This is a genomic window from Geodermatophilus saharensis, assembly GCF_900188205.1.
Lineage (GTDB): Bacteria > Actinomycetota > Actinomycetes > Mycobacteriales > Geodermatophilaceae > Geodermatophilus > Geodermatophilus saharensis.
In genome coordinates, this window is sequence record NZ_FZOH01000006.1 from 71,066 (window position 1) to 85,406 (window position 14,341).

Annotated in this window: 13 protein-coding genes; 1 reads left to right on the plus strand and 12 read right to left on the minus strand. The window is 76.7% G+C overall.

What is annotated here, in order from left to right; translation table 11 throughout:
- Window position 1 precedes the first annotated feature (1 nt).
- Window positions 2-1,063, minus strand: coding sequence for a bifunctional diaminohydroxyphosphoribosylaminopyrimidine deaminase/5-amino-6-(5-phosphoribosylamino)uracil reductase RibD (gene ribD / locus CHC04_RS15365; protein ID WP_245817279.1), 1,062 nt, complete (start codon window positions 1,061-1,063; stop codon window positions 2-4).
- Window positions 1,060-1,734 carry a ribulose-phosphate 3-epimerase gene (rpe, locus tag CHC04_RS15370; protein WP_245817281.1) on the minus strand — a complete coding sequence of 225 codons (675 nt, stop codon included), beginning with the start codon at window positions 1,732-1,734 and terminating at the stop codon, window positions 1,060-1,062. The genes ribD and rpe overlap by 4 nt, the downstream gene beginning before the upstream one ends.
- Window positions 1,735-1,948: 214 nt before the next feature.
- On the opposite strand from rpe, the gene CHC04_RS15375 reads away from it, so the two are divergent.
- Complete coding sequence (locus CHC04_RS15375; RefSeq protein ID WP_089404833.1) at window positions 1,949-4,216, plus strand: immune inhibitor A domain-containing protein; 2,268 nt, start codon at window positions 1,949-1,951, stop codon at window positions 4,214-4,216.
- A 63-nt stretch (window positions 4,217-4,279) separates the two neighbouring features.
- Here the strand turns inward: CHC04_RS15375 and CHC04_RS15380 are convergent, their stop codons facing one another.
- The 10 genes from CHC04_RS15380 to mihF all read right to left on the minus strand — a co-directional run bounded on the left by CHC04_RS15380 (window position 4,280) and on the right by mihF (window position 14,053).
- Window positions 4,280-4,792, minus strand: coding sequence for a GNAT family N-acetyltransferase (locus CHC04_RS15380; RefSeq protein WP_089404834.1), 513 nt, complete (start codon window positions 4,790-4,792; stop codon window positions 4,280-4,282).
- 49 nt (window positions 4,793-4,841) lie between these two features.
- Window positions 4,842-6,236 (minus strand): RsmB/NOP family class I SAM-dependent RNA methyltransferase, encoded by a 1,395-nt coding sequence (locus tag CHC04_RS15385; protein WP_089404835.1) that lies wholly within the window; start codon window positions 6,234-6,236, stop codon window positions 4,842-4,844.
- The gene (gene fmt, locus CHC04_RS15390; protein WP_245817283.1) at window positions 6,233-7,207 is read right to left on the minus strand and encodes a methionyl-tRNA formyltransferase; all 975 of its coding nucleotides are present in this window, start codon (window positions 7,205-7,207) and stop codon (window positions 6,233-6,235) included. The genes CHC04_RS15385 and fmt overlap by 4 nt, the downstream gene beginning before the upstream one ends.
- The gene (def, locus tag CHC04_RS15395) at window positions 7,156-7,689 is read right to left on the minus strand and encodes a peptide deformylase (protein WP_089404836.1); all 534 of its coding nucleotides are present in this window, start codon (window positions 7,687-7,689) and stop codon (window positions 7,156-7,158) included. The genes fmt and def overlap by 52 nt, the downstream gene beginning before the upstream one ends.
- Before the next feature lie 200 nt (window positions 7,690-7,889).
- Window positions 7,890-9,836 (minus strand): primosomal protein N', encoded by a 1,947-nt coding sequence (locus CHC04_RS15400; protein WP_089404837.1) that lies wholly within the window; start codon window positions 9,834-9,836, stop codon window positions 7,890-7,892.
- A 211-nt stretch (window positions 9,837-10,047) separates the two neighbouring features.
- Window positions 10,048-11,241, minus strand: a complete 1,194-nt coding sequence (gene metK / locus CHC04_RS15405; RefSeq protein ID WP_089404838.1) for a methionine adenosyltransferase — start codon at window positions 11,239-11,241, stop codon at window positions 10,048-10,050.
- Window positions 11,242-11,317: 76 nt separating this feature from the next.
- Entirely contained in the window at window positions 11,318-12,562 is a 1,245-nt protein-coding gene (gene coaBC / locus CHC04_RS15410) for a bifunctional phosphopantothenoylcysteine decarboxylase/phosphopantothenate--cysteine ligase CoaBC (RefSeq protein ID WP_089404839.1), read from the minus strand.
- Between the two features lie 131 nt (window positions 12,563-12,693).
- Window positions 12,694-12,957, minus strand: coding sequence for a DNA-directed RNA polymerase subunit omega (rpoZ, locus tag CHC04_RS15415; RefSeq protein ID WP_012949163.1), 264 nt, complete (start codon window positions 12,955-12,957; stop codon window positions 12,694-12,696).
- 53 nt (window positions 12,958-13,010) lie between these two features.
- Window positions 13,011-13,613, minus strand: coding sequence for a guanylate kinase (gene gmk / locus CHC04_RS15420; protein WP_089404840.1), 603 nt, complete (start codon window positions 13,611-13,613; stop codon window positions 13,011-13,013).
- A gap of 83 nt (window positions 13,614-13,696) precedes the next feature.
- Complete coding sequence (gene mihF, locus CHC04_RS15425) at window positions 13,697-14,053, minus strand: integration host factor, actinobacterial type (RefSeq protein WP_089404841.1); 357 nt, start codon at window positions 14,051-14,053, stop codon at window positions 13,697-13,699.
- Window positions 14,054-14,341: the final 288 nt, after the last annotated feature.

Consider the following 14,341-nt stretch of genomic DNA (forward strand, 5'->3'; position numbering starts at 1 on the left):
CTCAGTCCCTCCCGTCCGCCTGACGCCCGACACCAGTGTGCCGGGTGGGCCGCAGGCGCACCTGCACGTCCCCGCCCAGGACCATGACGTCCCGTACGCGCAGGTCCAGCGCCGCGCCGATCGTCGTGATTCCCAGGTCCCCCACCAGCGAGGGACCGGCGCCGAGCAGCTTCGGCGCGAGGTGGACGACGGCCTCGTCGACCAGCCCGGCGCGGAGGAACGCCGCGGCCAGGGTCGGGCCGCCCTCGAGCAGCACCCGCCGGACGTCGCGGTCGAACAGCTCGGCGAGCAGCTCGGCCGGCCCGGCGGCGCGGCTGACCAGGGTGGGCGCGGCGCCGTCGAGGACGCGCGCGCCGGACGGCACCCGGCCACGCCGGTCGTGGACGACGCGCAGCGGCTGCCGGGGCAGGTCGCGGCCGTCGGCGTCGCGGACGGTGAGCCGGGGGTCGTCGGCGAGCACGGTCCCCGAGCCGACGACGACGGCGTCGCAGGTGGCGCGCAGCGCGTGGACGGCGGCACGGGCCACCGGGCCGGTGATCCAGCGGCTGGTGCCGTCGGCGGCGGCGACCCGCCCGTCGAGGGTGGCGCCGGCCTTCCACACGACGAACGGCCGGGACTCGCGGACGCCGGTCAGCCACGCGGCCAGCGCGCCCTCCTCGGCGGCCTGCCGCTCGATCCCGAGCTCGACGTCGACCCCGCCGGCGCGCAGCCGCTGGGCACCGCCGACCGCGAGCTGCGTGGGCTCGGGCACCGCGACGACGACGCGGGCGACGCCGGCGGCCAGCAGCGCGTCGGCGCAGGGGCCGGTGCGGCCGGTGTGCGCGCACGGCTCGAGGGTGACGACGGCGGTACCGCCGCGGGCCCGCTCGCCGGCCTGCGCCAGCGCGTGCACCTCGGCGTGCGGCCCGCCGGGCGGGGAGGTGGCCCCCTCCCCCACCACCGCGCCGGCCGCGTCGAGGACGACGGCGCCGACGGCGGGGTTGGGGCTGGTGGTGCCGAGGACGGACGCGCCGAGCTCGCGCGCCCGGGCCATGGCGGCCGACTCGGCCGGGGTGACCGTCACCCGGCGGCCGCCGCCGTGGCCCGCGCACGGAGGGCGGCGATCGCACGGGCGGGGTCGTCGGCGCCGTAGACGGCCGAGCCCGCGACGAAGACGTCGGCGCCGGCCTCGGCGGCCTGCTCGATGGTGTCGGCGTTGACGCCACCGTCGACCTCGACCAGCAGCGTGAGGTGGCCGGTGTCGACCAGCTCGCGGGCGCGGCGGACCTTGGGCAGCACCTCGGCGATGAAGGCCTGGCCGCCGAAGCCGGGCTCGACGGTCATGACCAGCAGCGTGTCGAAGTCGCGCAGGACGTCCTCGTACCGCTCGAGCGGGGTGCCGGGCTTGATCGCCAGGCCCGCCAGGGCGCCGGCGGCGCGCAGGTCGCGGGCGACGTCGCGGGGGTCGCCGGTGCAGGCCTCGGCGTGCACGGTGACGTTGCGGGCGCCGAGCTCGGCGTAGCCGGGGGCCCAGCGCTCGGGCGCCTCGATCATCAGGTGGCAGTCCAGCGGAACGGGGCTGACCCGCGCGATCGCCTCGACCACCGGGCCGCCCAGGGTCAGGTTGGGCACGAAGTGGGCGTCCATGACGTCGACGTGCAGCCAGTCGGCGTCGGCCACGCGGGCCACCTCGTCGGCCAGCCGGGCGAAGTCCGCGGACAGCAGGCTGGGGGCGATCATCGGGGTCCGGGCCACGCCGTCGGAGTCTAGGTGCGGGTGTGATCACCGTCCGCCGGGCCCGGTCGGGGCGCCGTCAACGGACCGCGCCGTCTCGTATGTCACGGCTTGGTCACGGTCTGTCGACATGTCTCCCTCGACTACCTAGCGTCAACCCGGGCTGCCCGACAGTGACCCTCGGTGGTTCCCCACCGGCGGTCGGCGGCCCTCGTCCGACAACGGGAGACGGTCCTTGACGAAGAGAGCTCTTCCCCTGGTCGTGGGTGCCGCGCTGGTCGTGGCCCTGCCCGCGACCGCGAACGCGGCACCACCCCCGGAGGACCCCGGCGCGGTCCCCGCCCGGGCGCACGACCTGCCCCACCCGCTCGGTGACAAGCAGCGCGAGCTGCGCCAGCAGGCCCTCGAGGAGGTCCTCTCCGGCGAGGCGACGCCGTCCGGCGACAACAGGGTCGTCGAGGTCGCGCGCGGCCAGTACGTCGAGCTGGCCCAGGAGGACAGCGACGCGATCTGGACCGTCCTCGGCGAGTTCGGCGACCTCTCGCACAACGCGATCCCGCAGCCGGACCGCAGCGTGGACAACACCACCATCTGGACCCGGGATTTCTCGCAGGGCCACTACGACGAGATGCTCTACTCGTCGGCCGCCGGCGTGAACTCCGTCGCCAACTTCTACGAGGAGCTGTCCTCGGGCCGCTACACCGTCACCGGCGAGGTCGAGGACTGGGTCACCGTCGACGACCACCCGGCGGCCTACTACGGCGAGGGCGACGACGGCCGGCGCCCCTGGGAGTTCGTGAACGAGTCGGTGAACACCTGGTACGCCGACCAGCTGGCGGCGGGCCGGACGGCCGAGGAGATCGACGGGTACCTCGCGCAGTTCGACGTCTGGGACCGCTACGACCACGACGGGGACGGCGACTTCGACGAGCCCGACGGCTACATCGACCACTTCCAGGCCGTGCACGCGGGCATGGGCGAGGAGGTCGGCGGCGGCGCCCTCGGCGAGGACGCCATCTGGAGCCACCGCTGGTATAACCAGACCACCCGCGTCGGGGCCGGCGGCCCGACCCTCGACGACGGCAGCCAGAACAAGCTCGGTGGCACCCAGGTCGGCGGGTCGCGGTTCTGGATCGGCGACTACACGATCGAGCCGGAGAACGGCGGGGTCGGCGTGTTCGCCCACGAGTTCGGCCACGACCTCGGCCTGCCCGACCTCTACGACACCTCCGGCAACAGCGGCGGTGCCGAGAACAGCACCGCGTTCTGGACGCTGATGTCCTCGGGCTCCTACGGCAACAGCGGCGAGCCCGCCGACGGCATCGGCACCCGGCCGATCCACATGGGCGCGTGGGAGAAGATGCAGCTGGGTTGGCTGGACCCCCAGGTGGTGCTGCCCGGCGCGCGGGCCAACGTCAAGCTCGGCCCGGCCACCGCGACCACCAAGCAGGCGCAGGCGCTGGTCGTCGTGCTGCCCGACCGCGAGGTCACCACGACCATCGGCACGCCGTTCGAGGGCCCGGACTTCTGGTACTCGGGCGCCGGTGACGACCTGGACACCACGATGCTGACCGCGCTGCCCGACGGCGCGGGGACGCTGACCGCGAAGGTCAAGTACCAGATCGAGCAGGACTGGGACTACGCCTACGCCGTCTACACCACCGACGGCGGGCAGACCTTCACCTCGCTGCCGACGAACCGGTCGACCACCACCGACCCCAACGGCCAGAACGCCGGGCAGGGCATCACCGGCAGCACCGGCGGCCAGTGGGTCGACCTGTCCGCCTCGCTGGCCGGCGTCCCGGCCGGTGCCCAGGTGGGCTTCCGTTACTGGACCGACGGCGCGGCCACCGAGCCGGGCCTGCAGGTGGACGCGGTCGCGATCGACGGCACCCCGGTGACCGACTGGGCCCTCGACGGGTTCACCGTCTCCACCGGCACGGCGACGGAGTCGTTCTTCAACGCCTACGTCGCCGAGAACCGGGCCTACACCGGCTACGACGCCGGCCTGCGCACCGGGCCGTACAACTTCGGCGACCCGGAGCACCCCGACTGGGCCGAGCGGCTGCCGTACCAGGACGGCCTGCTGATCAGCTACTGGAACAGCCAGTACGCGGACAACAACGTCGGCGCCCACCCCGGCGCCGGGCTGATCCTGCCGGTCGACGCCCACCCGGGGCTGCTGTACGAGCCGACCGACGACGAGGCCGACGCCGTTCCCGGGGAGAGCTGGCGGCCGCGAATCCAGTCGCACGACGCCACCTTCGGGCGGCAGGCCACCGACCGGATCACGCTGCACGACCCGGACACCGGGGTGGCCGGCACCTACGGTGGGCTGCCCGCCGTGCCGACCTTCGACGACACGCAGGACTGGTACGTGGCGCCGGGTGAGCAGCCCGACGCCAACGGCTGGAGCGGCGTGGACGTGCCGAGGACCGGCACCCGGATCACCGTGGTGAGCACCAGCGCGCACGACGGCTTCATGCAGGTGCGGGTGAACTGACCCGCAGCAGGGAAGGACGGCCCCCCGGCGCACGCCGGGGGGCCGTTCCGCGTCCCGGGGGGCTCAGTCCCGGTCGGGCAGCGCGACCCACTCCGCCCAGGTGAGGTCCCGGCCGACCAGGCGCGGCGCCCGCAGCGGCCAGTCGGCGGCCAGCCAGCGCGGCACGAACGCGTCCAGCGCCGCCTCGACCTCGCTGCCGACCAGCCGGTCGACGACCCACCAGGAGACCTCGGCGTCGGCGTCGCCGGCCTTGGTCGGCGGGTCGACGTACAGGCAGCCGAGCAGCTCGGCCTCGTCCTCCTCGAACAGGCCGTAGAGGAAGCTCTCGTGCGCCTCGATCTCGCGCTCGTGGTGGGCGAGGTCCTCGCGGTCCTGCTCGGGGGTCATGTGCGCCGGCGGCCAGCCCCACGCCTGCCCGTACATGGTCCACAGCCGCTCGCGCGAGCCCATGACGGCCGGGAAGTCGATCTCGGTGTCGGCCGGGCCCATCGGCCGCAGGTGCTGGCCGGTGGGCAGGTCGGCGCGGAGGGGGTGGGCGAAGTCGTCGGGGAGCCAGGTGCTGGAGGGTGCGGACACGGCGGGGCACGCTAGGCGACCGAGGCCGGTCGTGGGAGCCCCGCGCTCCTCAGCGGGTGCGGCGCAGCAGGGCGAGGAACATCGCGTCCGTGCCGTGCCGGTGCGGCCACAGCTGGCCGTACCGTCCGCGCTCGACCCCGGGCACCCCGGGGAACAGTGGCGCCACCGGCAGCACCTCGACGTCGTCGCGCGCGGCAGCGCCGTCGGCGACCGCGACGGTCTCGGCGGCGTGCGGCGAGCAGGTCACGTAGGCGACCACCCCGCCGGGCCGCACGGAGGCCAGCGCCCGGTCCAGCAGCGCCGTCTGCAGGTCGACCAGCGGGCCGACGTCGGCGGGCGTGCGCCGCCAGCGCACCTCCGGGCGGCGGCGCAGCGCGCCCAGCCCGGTGCACGGCGCGTCCAGCAGCACCCGGTCGAAGGAGCCGGGCGCCCACGGCGGCTCTCGCCCGTCGGCCACGAGCACCTCGACGTCGTCCTCGCCGGCCAGGACGCCGCGGACCAGCTCGGCGCGGTGCGGCGCGCGGTCGGCGGCGGTGAGGTGCACCCCCGCCGGGCGGACGGCGGCCAGCAGCCCCGCCTTGCCGCCGGGGCCGGCGCACACGTCGAGCCAGCGCGCGTCGGGGCCCTCCAGCGGGGCGCGGGCCAGCAGCAGCGCGGCGAGCTGGCTGCCCTCGTCCTGCACCGCGGCCGTGCCGGCCCGCACCGACGGCAGCCGCCCGGGGTCTCCCCCGCCCAGGCGCACCGCGTACGGCGACCACGGCCCCGGCGTCCCGCCGGACTCCTCCGCGAGCGCGTCGCGGGACACGTGCCGGGCGACCAGGTGCACCTCCGGGGCGGCGTCGTCGGCCAGCAGGGCCTCCTCGAGCTCGGCGTCCCCGCCGAGGGCCTCGCGCCAGGCGGCCACGATCCAGTCCGGGTGGTCGGTGGCCAGGCCCAGCCGCCGGTCGCCGTCGGCGTCCAGCCGCGCCAGCCACGCGGCCCGGTCGCCGCCGGCGGCCACCTTGCGCAGGACGGCGTTGGCCAGCCCGGACGCGCCGGAGCCGACGATCGCGCGGACGAGGTCGACGGTGGTGGCGACGGCGGCGTGCGCGGGCACCCGCAGGTCGACCAGCTGGTAGGCGCCCAGGCGCAGCAGGTCGAGCAGGCGGCGGTCGAGCTCCTCGAGCGGGCGGTCGACCAGCCCGGCGAGGACGGCGTCGAGGGTGCCCTGCGCGCGCAGCGCGCCGTAGGCGAGCTGGGTGGCGAAGGCGGCGTCGCGCGACTCGAGGTCGCGCTCGCGCAGCAGCTGCGGCAGCAGCAGGTTGGCGTAGGCCTCCCGCGCGGAGACGCCGTCGAGCACGTCGTAGGCGGTCAGCCGGGCGCCGTCGAGGGGTGCCCGGCGGGGCGGACGGCGGTCGCGCCGCCCGCCGCGGGGACCGGCCGGGCGCCGGGGCGGCCCGCTCATGCCCCCAACCGCTCCCCCGGCCGCGGGCGGGCGCCGCGCGCCCAGTCGGCGGCCGGCTGCACCCGCTTGCCGGCCGGCTGCACCTCGCCCAGCCGCACCGCCCCGCGGCCGGTGCCGACGACGACGCCGTCCCGGTCCACCGCCACCTCGCCCGGCTCCAGGGGCGGCCCGGTCAGCGGCTCGACCGGACCGAGCCGGAGGCGGTCACCGCGCCAGGTGGTCCACGCGCCCGGCGCCGGGGTCACCCCGCGCACCCGCCGGTCGACGACGTGCGCCGGCAGCCCCCAGTCGACCTCGGCGTCGGCGGTCTCGATCCGCGGGGCCAGGCTGACGCCGTCGGCCGGCTGCGGGCGGGCCTCCAGGGTGCCGGCCTCGATGCCGTCGAGGGTGGCCACCAGCAGCCGGGCCCCGCTGACGGCGAGCCGGCCCAGCAGGTCGCCGGCGGTGTCGCGCGGGCCGATCGGCTCGGTGACCACGCCGAACACCGGCCCGGTGTCGAGGCCCTGCTCGAGGCGGAAGGTGCACGCGCCGGTGACCTCGTCACCGGCCATGACCGCGTGCTGCACGGGCGCGGCGCCCCGCCAGGCCGGCAGCAGCGAGAAGTGCAGGTTGACCCACCCGTGCCGGGGCAGGTCGAGGGCGGCCGGCGGCACGAGCGCGCCGTAGGCGACGACCGGCGCGCAGTCGACGGCGAGGTCGGCGAGCTGCGCGAGGAACTCCGGCTCGCGCGGCGAGCGGGGCTGCAGCACCGGCAGGCCGGCGGCGTCGGCGCGCTCGGCGACCGGGGAGCGGCTGACCCGGCGGCCGCGGCCGGAGCGGGCGTCGGGCCGGGTGAGGACGGCGGCGACCTCGTGTCCGGAGGCGAGCAGCGCGTCGAGGGAGGGGACGGCCGCCTCGGGCGTCCCGGCGAAGAGCAGCCTCAGTGGGGGCTCACCTCCACCCGCGGGACCCAGGCGGCCACGTCCTTCCACTCGGCCTCGGCGAGGGCGGCGAGGGCGGCGGCGCGGGCCTCGGGGTCGAGCCGGTCGACGAACACGACGCCGTCGAGGTGGTCGACCTCGTGCTGCACCGCGCGGGCGAGCAGGTCCGAGCCCTCGACGCGGACCGGGTCGCCGTGCTGGTTCCACCCGGTGGCGACCACGTGCAGGTGGCGGCGGCAGTCGAAGCGGTAGCCGGGGATGGACAGGCAGCCCTCGGGCGCCTCCTCCGTCTCGTCGCCGACCAGGTCGAGGGAGGGGTTGACCAGGTGGCCGACCTCGCCGTCGACGTACCAGGTGAACACCCGCAGGCCGACGCCGATCTGCGGCGCGGCCAGGCCCGCTCCCCCGGCGGCGTGCATGGTCTCGGTCAGGTCGGTGACCAGCCGCCGCAGCTCGGCGTCGAAGTCGACGACGGGCGCCGCGGGCCGGTGCAGGACCGGGTCGCCGAGGAGCCGGATGGGGGTGACGCTCACCGGTCCAGCGTAGGTGGCGCCCTCCGGGCACTTCCGCGGAAGTGCCCGGGGCGGTCGCTCGCGTCGGGGCGCGCGCCGCCGAGTGAGCACTGGTGGCGGCTCGGCACGGCGTGCCGGCGCGGGTCGCCGACCGCAACTGCCCACTCGGGTCGCGGTCGGCGCCCACCGGGCACTTCCGCGGAAGTGCCCGGGCAGGACCGTCAGACGAGCTCGAGCGGGTCGAGCTGGACGCGCACGTGCTCGCGGGCCTTGCGGGCGCTGCGCACCCCCTGCACCGCGGCCAGCGCGGTGGCCAGCGCGGTGCCCTCCCCGCGCGGCACCCGCACCAGGTAGCGCGCCCGCTCGCCCTCCTGTCCCGGCCGCGGCGGCTCCGGGACCGGCCCGAGCAGGTCGGCGCCGTCGGGCAGCCGGGCGGCGTCGAGGAACTCCGCCAGGGCCGCCGGCGACCCCGACAGGGCGGCCATCCGGGTGGCCGGGGGGAAGCCGAGGGCGCGGCGGTCGGCGAGCTCGCGCGCGGCGAGCCAGGCCGGGTCCCAGCGCACCAGCGCCTGGACGACGGGGTGCGCGGCGTCGGCGGCGACGACGACCGACCCGTGCGGGCGCACCAGCGTGGCGGCGTTCATCCAGCGGCGCAGCGTCTCCTCCCCCGCCCGCAGGTCCGCGCGCCCGAGCAGCGCCCACGAGTCGAGCAGCAGCGCGGCGCCGTAACCGCCCTCGGCCACCGGCTCGGCGCCCGGCGTGGCCACGACCAGCGCCGGCCCGGACGGCACCGACGGCACCACCCCGGACGAGCGCCCCGACACCCGCACGGGCGCGCCGGGGAACGCCCGGCCGAGCTCCTCGGCGGTCCGGGCGGCGCCGACGACCGAGGCGCGCAGCTTGCTCCCGTGGCAGTGCGGGCAGTCGAAGATGGCCGCCGGGCGGGCGCACCAGCGGCAGGCCGGCACCCGGGAGCCGCCCGGGCCCGGCGTGGGAGCAATGCCCAGCGGCCCGGAGCAGACGGCGCACCGGGCCGGTGCCCGGCAGCGGTCGCAGGACAGCCCCGGCGCGTACCCGGCGCGCGGCACCTGGACCAACACGGGGGCGCCCTCGGCCAGCGCCGCGCGGGCCACCCGGTGGGCGAGGCTGGGCAGGCGGGCGGTGCGCGCCGCCGGGTCGCGGGCCAGCTCGGAGTCCTCGCCGAGTGCCTGCACGCGCGGGCCGGCCGCACGCAGCGTGGCCCGGTCGGCGACGAGCTCGTGCGCCCAGCCGCTCTCCACCAGCAGCGTCGCCTCCGCGGTCCGCGCGGTGGCCGCGACGACGGCCGCGCACGAGGCCAGGTGGGCGCGGTGCACCAGCACGTCACGGGCGTGCGCGTAGGGAGCGCGGGGCTCGGCGTGCAGGTCGTCGCCGTCGTCCCAGACCACCACCAGGCCGAGGTCGGCGACCGGCGCGAACACCGACGCCCGGGTACCGAGGACGACCTTCGCGCTGCCGCGGGCGGCGTCGAGGAAGCGGCGGTAGCGGGCGTCGGGGGCGGCGTCGGCACGGAGCACGACGAACGACCCCGCCGGCAGCCGCGCCGTGGCCGCGGCCTCCAGCCGGTCGAGGTCGCGGCCGTCGGGGACGACCACCAGCGCACCACGCCCGCCCGACAGAGCCGCCTGGCACAGCTCGGCCAGCCGGGCGGGCCAGTCCTCCCCGGGCAGCGCCGTCCACACCGCGCGGGCCGGGCGGCCCTCGGCGACGGCGGCCAGCAGGGCCGGCCCGGTCGGGTAGCGCGCGAAGCCGGCCGGGTCCGGCGGCGCCGGGGGCGCGGGCGGGTCGGCCGGCGGGCGCTTCTCCGCGGCGGCGCGGCGCGGCGGGACGGCCAGCCGCAGGACGTCGGGGAGCGTGCCACCCCAGCGCTCGGCGACCGCGCGGGCCAGCGCGGCGACCTCCGGGGTGAGCACCGGCTCGGGCGAGACCAGCTTGGCCAGCGGGGCGAGCGCGCGGCCGGACTCGCTGACGTCGGTGAGCTCCAGGACGAACCCGTCGACCAGCTGCCCGGCGAACCGCACCCGCACCCGGCAGCCGGCCCGGACCTCGCCGGCCATCTCGTCGGGGACGGCGTAGTCGAAGGCCCGGTCGAGGTGGGCCAGCGGCACGTCGACGACGACCCGCGCCACGCGGTCCGGCCCCGCGCGGAGGCTCGCCCCGAGCTCGCGAGGGGTGTGGGGCGCGGGGTCCTTCGACAGGGCCGTCCTCCGTTCGGCGGGGTCGTCGCGCAGCAGTGTCCCCGCCGGGTACGACGGTCCCCGGGCACGGTCACGGGCCCGGGACGGCCCGCCCGCAGGGTCCCGCCGGGAGCCTGCGAGCGGTGGGGGGCGAGGGGGTCCGTCAGCCCACGGCGGAGCGGAGCGCCTCGACCCGGTCGGTGCGCTCCCACGGCAGCTCGACGTCGGTGCGGCCGAAGTGGCCGTAGGCGGCGGTGGGCCCGTAGATCGGCCGCAGCAGGTCCAGGTCGCGCACGATCGCGCCCGGCCGCAGGTCGAACACGGTGGTGACCGCCTTCTCCAGGACGTCGTCGGGGACGGTGCCGGTGCCGTGGGTGTCGACGAACAGGCCGACCGGGTGCGCCGCACCGATCGCGTAGGCCACCTGCACCTCGCAGCGGCGCGCCAGGCCCGCGGCGACGACGTTCTTGGCCACCCAGCGCATCGCGTAGGCGCCCGACCGGTCGACCTTCGAGGGGTCCTTGCCGGAGAAGGCGCCGCCGCCGTGGCGGGCCATGCCGCCGTAGGTGTCGACGATGATCTTGCGGCCGGTGAGGCCGGCGTCGCCCATCGGGCCGCCGATGACGAACTTGCCGGTCGGGTTCACCAGCAGCCGGTAGCCCTCGGTGGGCAGGCCCAGCGCCGTCAGCTCCGGCTCGACGACGAGCTCCTGCACGTCGGGGGTGAGCAGCTGCTCGATGGAGATGTCCTCGGCGTGCTGGGAGGAGACGACGACGGTGTCGACGCCGACCGGCCGGTCGTCCTCGTAGACCACGGTGACCTGGGTCTTGCCGTCGGGGCGCAGGTAGGGCACCGAGCCGTCCTTGCGGACCGCCGACAGCCGGCGTGCCAGCCGGTGCGCCAGCGCGATGGGCAGCGGCATCAGCTCGGGGGTCTCGTCGGTGGCGTAGCCGAACATCAGGCCCTGGTCGCCGGCGCCCTGCCGCTCGATCTCGTCGTCGGCCGCGCCGGAGGTGCGCGCCTCGTAGGCGGTGTCGACGCCCTGGGCGATGTCGGGCGACTGGGCGCCGATCGAGACGCTCACCCCGCAGGAGGAGCCGTCAAAGCCCTTGCGGGAGGAGTCGTAGCCGATCCGCAGGACGGTGCGGCGGACGACGTCGGCGATGTCGACGTAGCCGGCGGTGGTGACCTCGCCGGCGATGTGCACCTGGCCGGTGGTGATCAGGGTCTCCACCGCGACCCGGCTGTGCGGGTCCTGGGTGAGCATCTCGTCGAGGATCGCGTCGCTGATCTGGTCGGCGATCTTGTCCGGGTGGCCCTCGGTCACCGACTCGGACGTGAAGAGGCGGCGTGGCACTCGGTTCTCCCTGCTTCGGTGACGGGGCTCGCGGTCACGAGGTGCGGCGCGGGGCGGTCCGCGCCGGGGGTGCACGTTACCGGCGCGCTCCGGGCGGGGCGGCCGGCGGTCGGGCCAGCCGGGGCAGCACGGCCTGCCAGACCGCGGCGGCGACGGCGTCCTTGGTGCCGTGGGGCACCTCGGTGGCGGTGCCGTCGGCGGCCAGGACGACCGCGGCGTTGTCCGGCCGGCCGAACACCCCGCCGCCGGAGACGTCGTTGACGACCAGCAGGTCGCAGCCCTTGCGGGCGAGCTTGGCCCGGGCGTGGGCCAGCACGTCGCCGGTCTCGTCCCCGGTCTCGGCGGCGAACCCGACCACCAGCTGCCCGGGGGGGCGCTTGGTGACCAGCTCGGCGAGCACGTCGGGGTTGCGCACCAGGGGCACGCTGCCGGGCTCGCTCGCGCTGTCCTTCTTCAGCTTGGTGGCCGCGACCGTCGCCGGCCGGAAGTCGGCCACCGCGGCGGTCATCACCACGACGTCGGCGTCCGGGGCCTCGGCCACCATCGCGGTGCGCAACTCCTCCGCCGTCCCCACCGGGACGACGCGCACACCGAACGGCGCGGGCAGGTCGACGTTGGCCGCGACCAGGGTGACGTCGGCGCCGCGGGCGGCGGCGACGCGGGCCAGCGCCCACCCCTGCTTGCCGGAGGAGCGGTTGCCCAGGTAGCGGACCGGGTCCAGCGGCTCGCGGGTGCCACCGGCGCTGACCACGACGCGGCGGCCGGCGAGGTCGGCGCGCAGCGCGTCGGCGCCGGCGGTGAGCGCGACGTGGGCGAGCGCGGCGACGTCGGCGGGCTCGGGCAGCCGGCCGGGGCCGGAGTCGGGGCCGGTGAGCCGGCCCACGGCCGGGGGGAGCACGACCGCGCCGCGGCGGCGCAGCGTGGCCACGTTGTCCTGGGTGGCCGGGTGCAGCCACATCTCGGTGTGCATGGCCGGCACGAAGACCACCGGGCAGTGCGCGGTGAGCAGCGTCGCGGTGAGCAGGTCGTCGGCCCGGCCGGCGGCGGCGCGGGCGAGCAGGTCGGCGGTGGCCGGGGCGACGACGACGAGGTCGGCGGTCTGCCCGATCCGGACGTGGGCGACCTCGGGGACGTCGGACCACACGTCGGTGGTCACCGGGTTGCCCGACAGCGCCTCGAAGGTGGCCGCCCCGACGAAGTGCAGCGCCCCCGGGGTGGGGACGACGCGGACGTCGTGCCCGGCCTCGGTCAGCGCGCGCAGCAGCAGCGCGGCCTTGTACGCGGCCACGCCCCCGGCGACGCCCAGCACGATCCGGCTCATGCGCTCCATCCTCCCGCAGACACGACGACACCCCGGCACAGGTGCCGGGGCGTCACTCGTGAGGGCCTGGAACGGCCCCTGCGCAGGGCCCCGCCGCGAGCCTGCGAGCGGTGGGGGGCGAGGGGGTCCTCCTAGTTCTCGCCGGCGGTGTGGGTCAGCAGACCCTCGTTGATCTCGCGCAGCGCGATCGACAGCGGCTTCTCCTGCGGCGCGGTGTCGACCAACGGGCCGACGTACTCCAGGAGGCCCTCGGAGAGCTGGCTGTAGTAGGCGTTGATCTGCCGCGCGCGCTTGGCGGCGAAGATCACCAGGCCGTACTTGCTGCTGGTGCGCTCGAGCAGCTCGTCGATCGGCGGGTTGGTGATGCCCTCGGGGGCAGGTGCGACTCCGGACACGGGCGCGGAACTCCTCGGCTGGTTCGACGGGAGTGAGGGGCCTCGGGGGCCGGTCACTCGGAGGCGCCGGTCGTCTCCGACGACGGCGCAGCAAGCAAGGATACCAACTCGTCGGCGGCCCTGGCGACGTCGTCGTTGACCACCACGACGTCGAACTCCCCCGCGGCGTCCAGCTCGGCCTGCGCGATGGCCAGCCGGCGCTCCTGCACGGCGGGCGGCTCCGAGCCCCGGCCGGCCAGCCGGCTCTTCAGCTCGGCCCACGACGGCGGTGCCAGGAAGACCAGCTGGGCCCCGGCGTCGCGCGCGCGGACCTGGCGGGCGCCCTGCAGCTCGATCTCCAGCAGCGCCGGCGCCCCGGTCGCGAGTCGCTCGCGGACCGGGGCGGCCGGTGTGCCGTAGCGGTTGCCCGCGTACTCCGCCCACTCCAGCAGGCCGTCCTCGGCGACGAGCCGGTCGAACTCGGCGTCGTCGACGAAGTGGTAGTGGACGCCGTCCACCTCCCCCGCCCGCGCCCGCCGGGTGGTCACCGACACCGACACCCACACCTCGGGGTACCGGCGGCGGACCTCCGCCACGACGGTGCCCTTGCCGACCCCCGAGGGGCCGGAGAGCACCGTGAGGCGCGCCGGGGCCGGGGACCGTGGTGCAGTGGGCAACGCGTCGTCCTCGTCCTCGGGGCAGTGGTCCTCGGTGCGGTGCTTCCCGGTGCGGTGGTGCGGTGTGCGGGTGGCGGCCCGGGTCAGCTGGCCGAGTCGGCGGGCACCTGGTCGGCGACCACCTGCTCGCCACCGAACTCCGACTCCAGGGCCCGGCGCTGGTTGGCGCCCAGGCCGCGGACCCGGCGGGTCGGGGAGATCTCGAGCCGCTCCATGATCTTCGCAGCCCGCGCCTTGCCCACGCCGGGCAGGGACTCCAGCACCGCCGACACGCGCATCTTCCCGATGACCTCGTCGGTCTCGCCCTGGCGCAGGACGTCGCCGACCGTGGCGCCCTTGCTCTTGAGCCGCTCGCGCAGCTCGGCACGTGCCTTGCGGGCCGCGGCGGCCTTCTCCAGGGCGGCGGCGCGCTGTTCCGGGGACAGGTCAGGCAGGGGCATGGTGCGTCCCAATCGTGTCGTCGCGGGGGTCTGCACCCCGGCGTCTCGGTGCTGTGTCCGTGCCGTGCGGCACCCGTGGTCTCGGGCCCGGCGGTCAACCTAGTAACCGGGAATCCGCAGGTCACGCGCGGTGCGCGCGGAGTTTCCGATCTCCGTCCGTCCGCACCTCACGCTCCGTCCACTGGCTGTGTGACGATGCGTGAGACCCGCAGGTCACGAAGTATACGGAACGTATTAGGCCCGCAAGGACCCGGCGAGACACGCGGAGGACGACACGCCGGTCGCCCC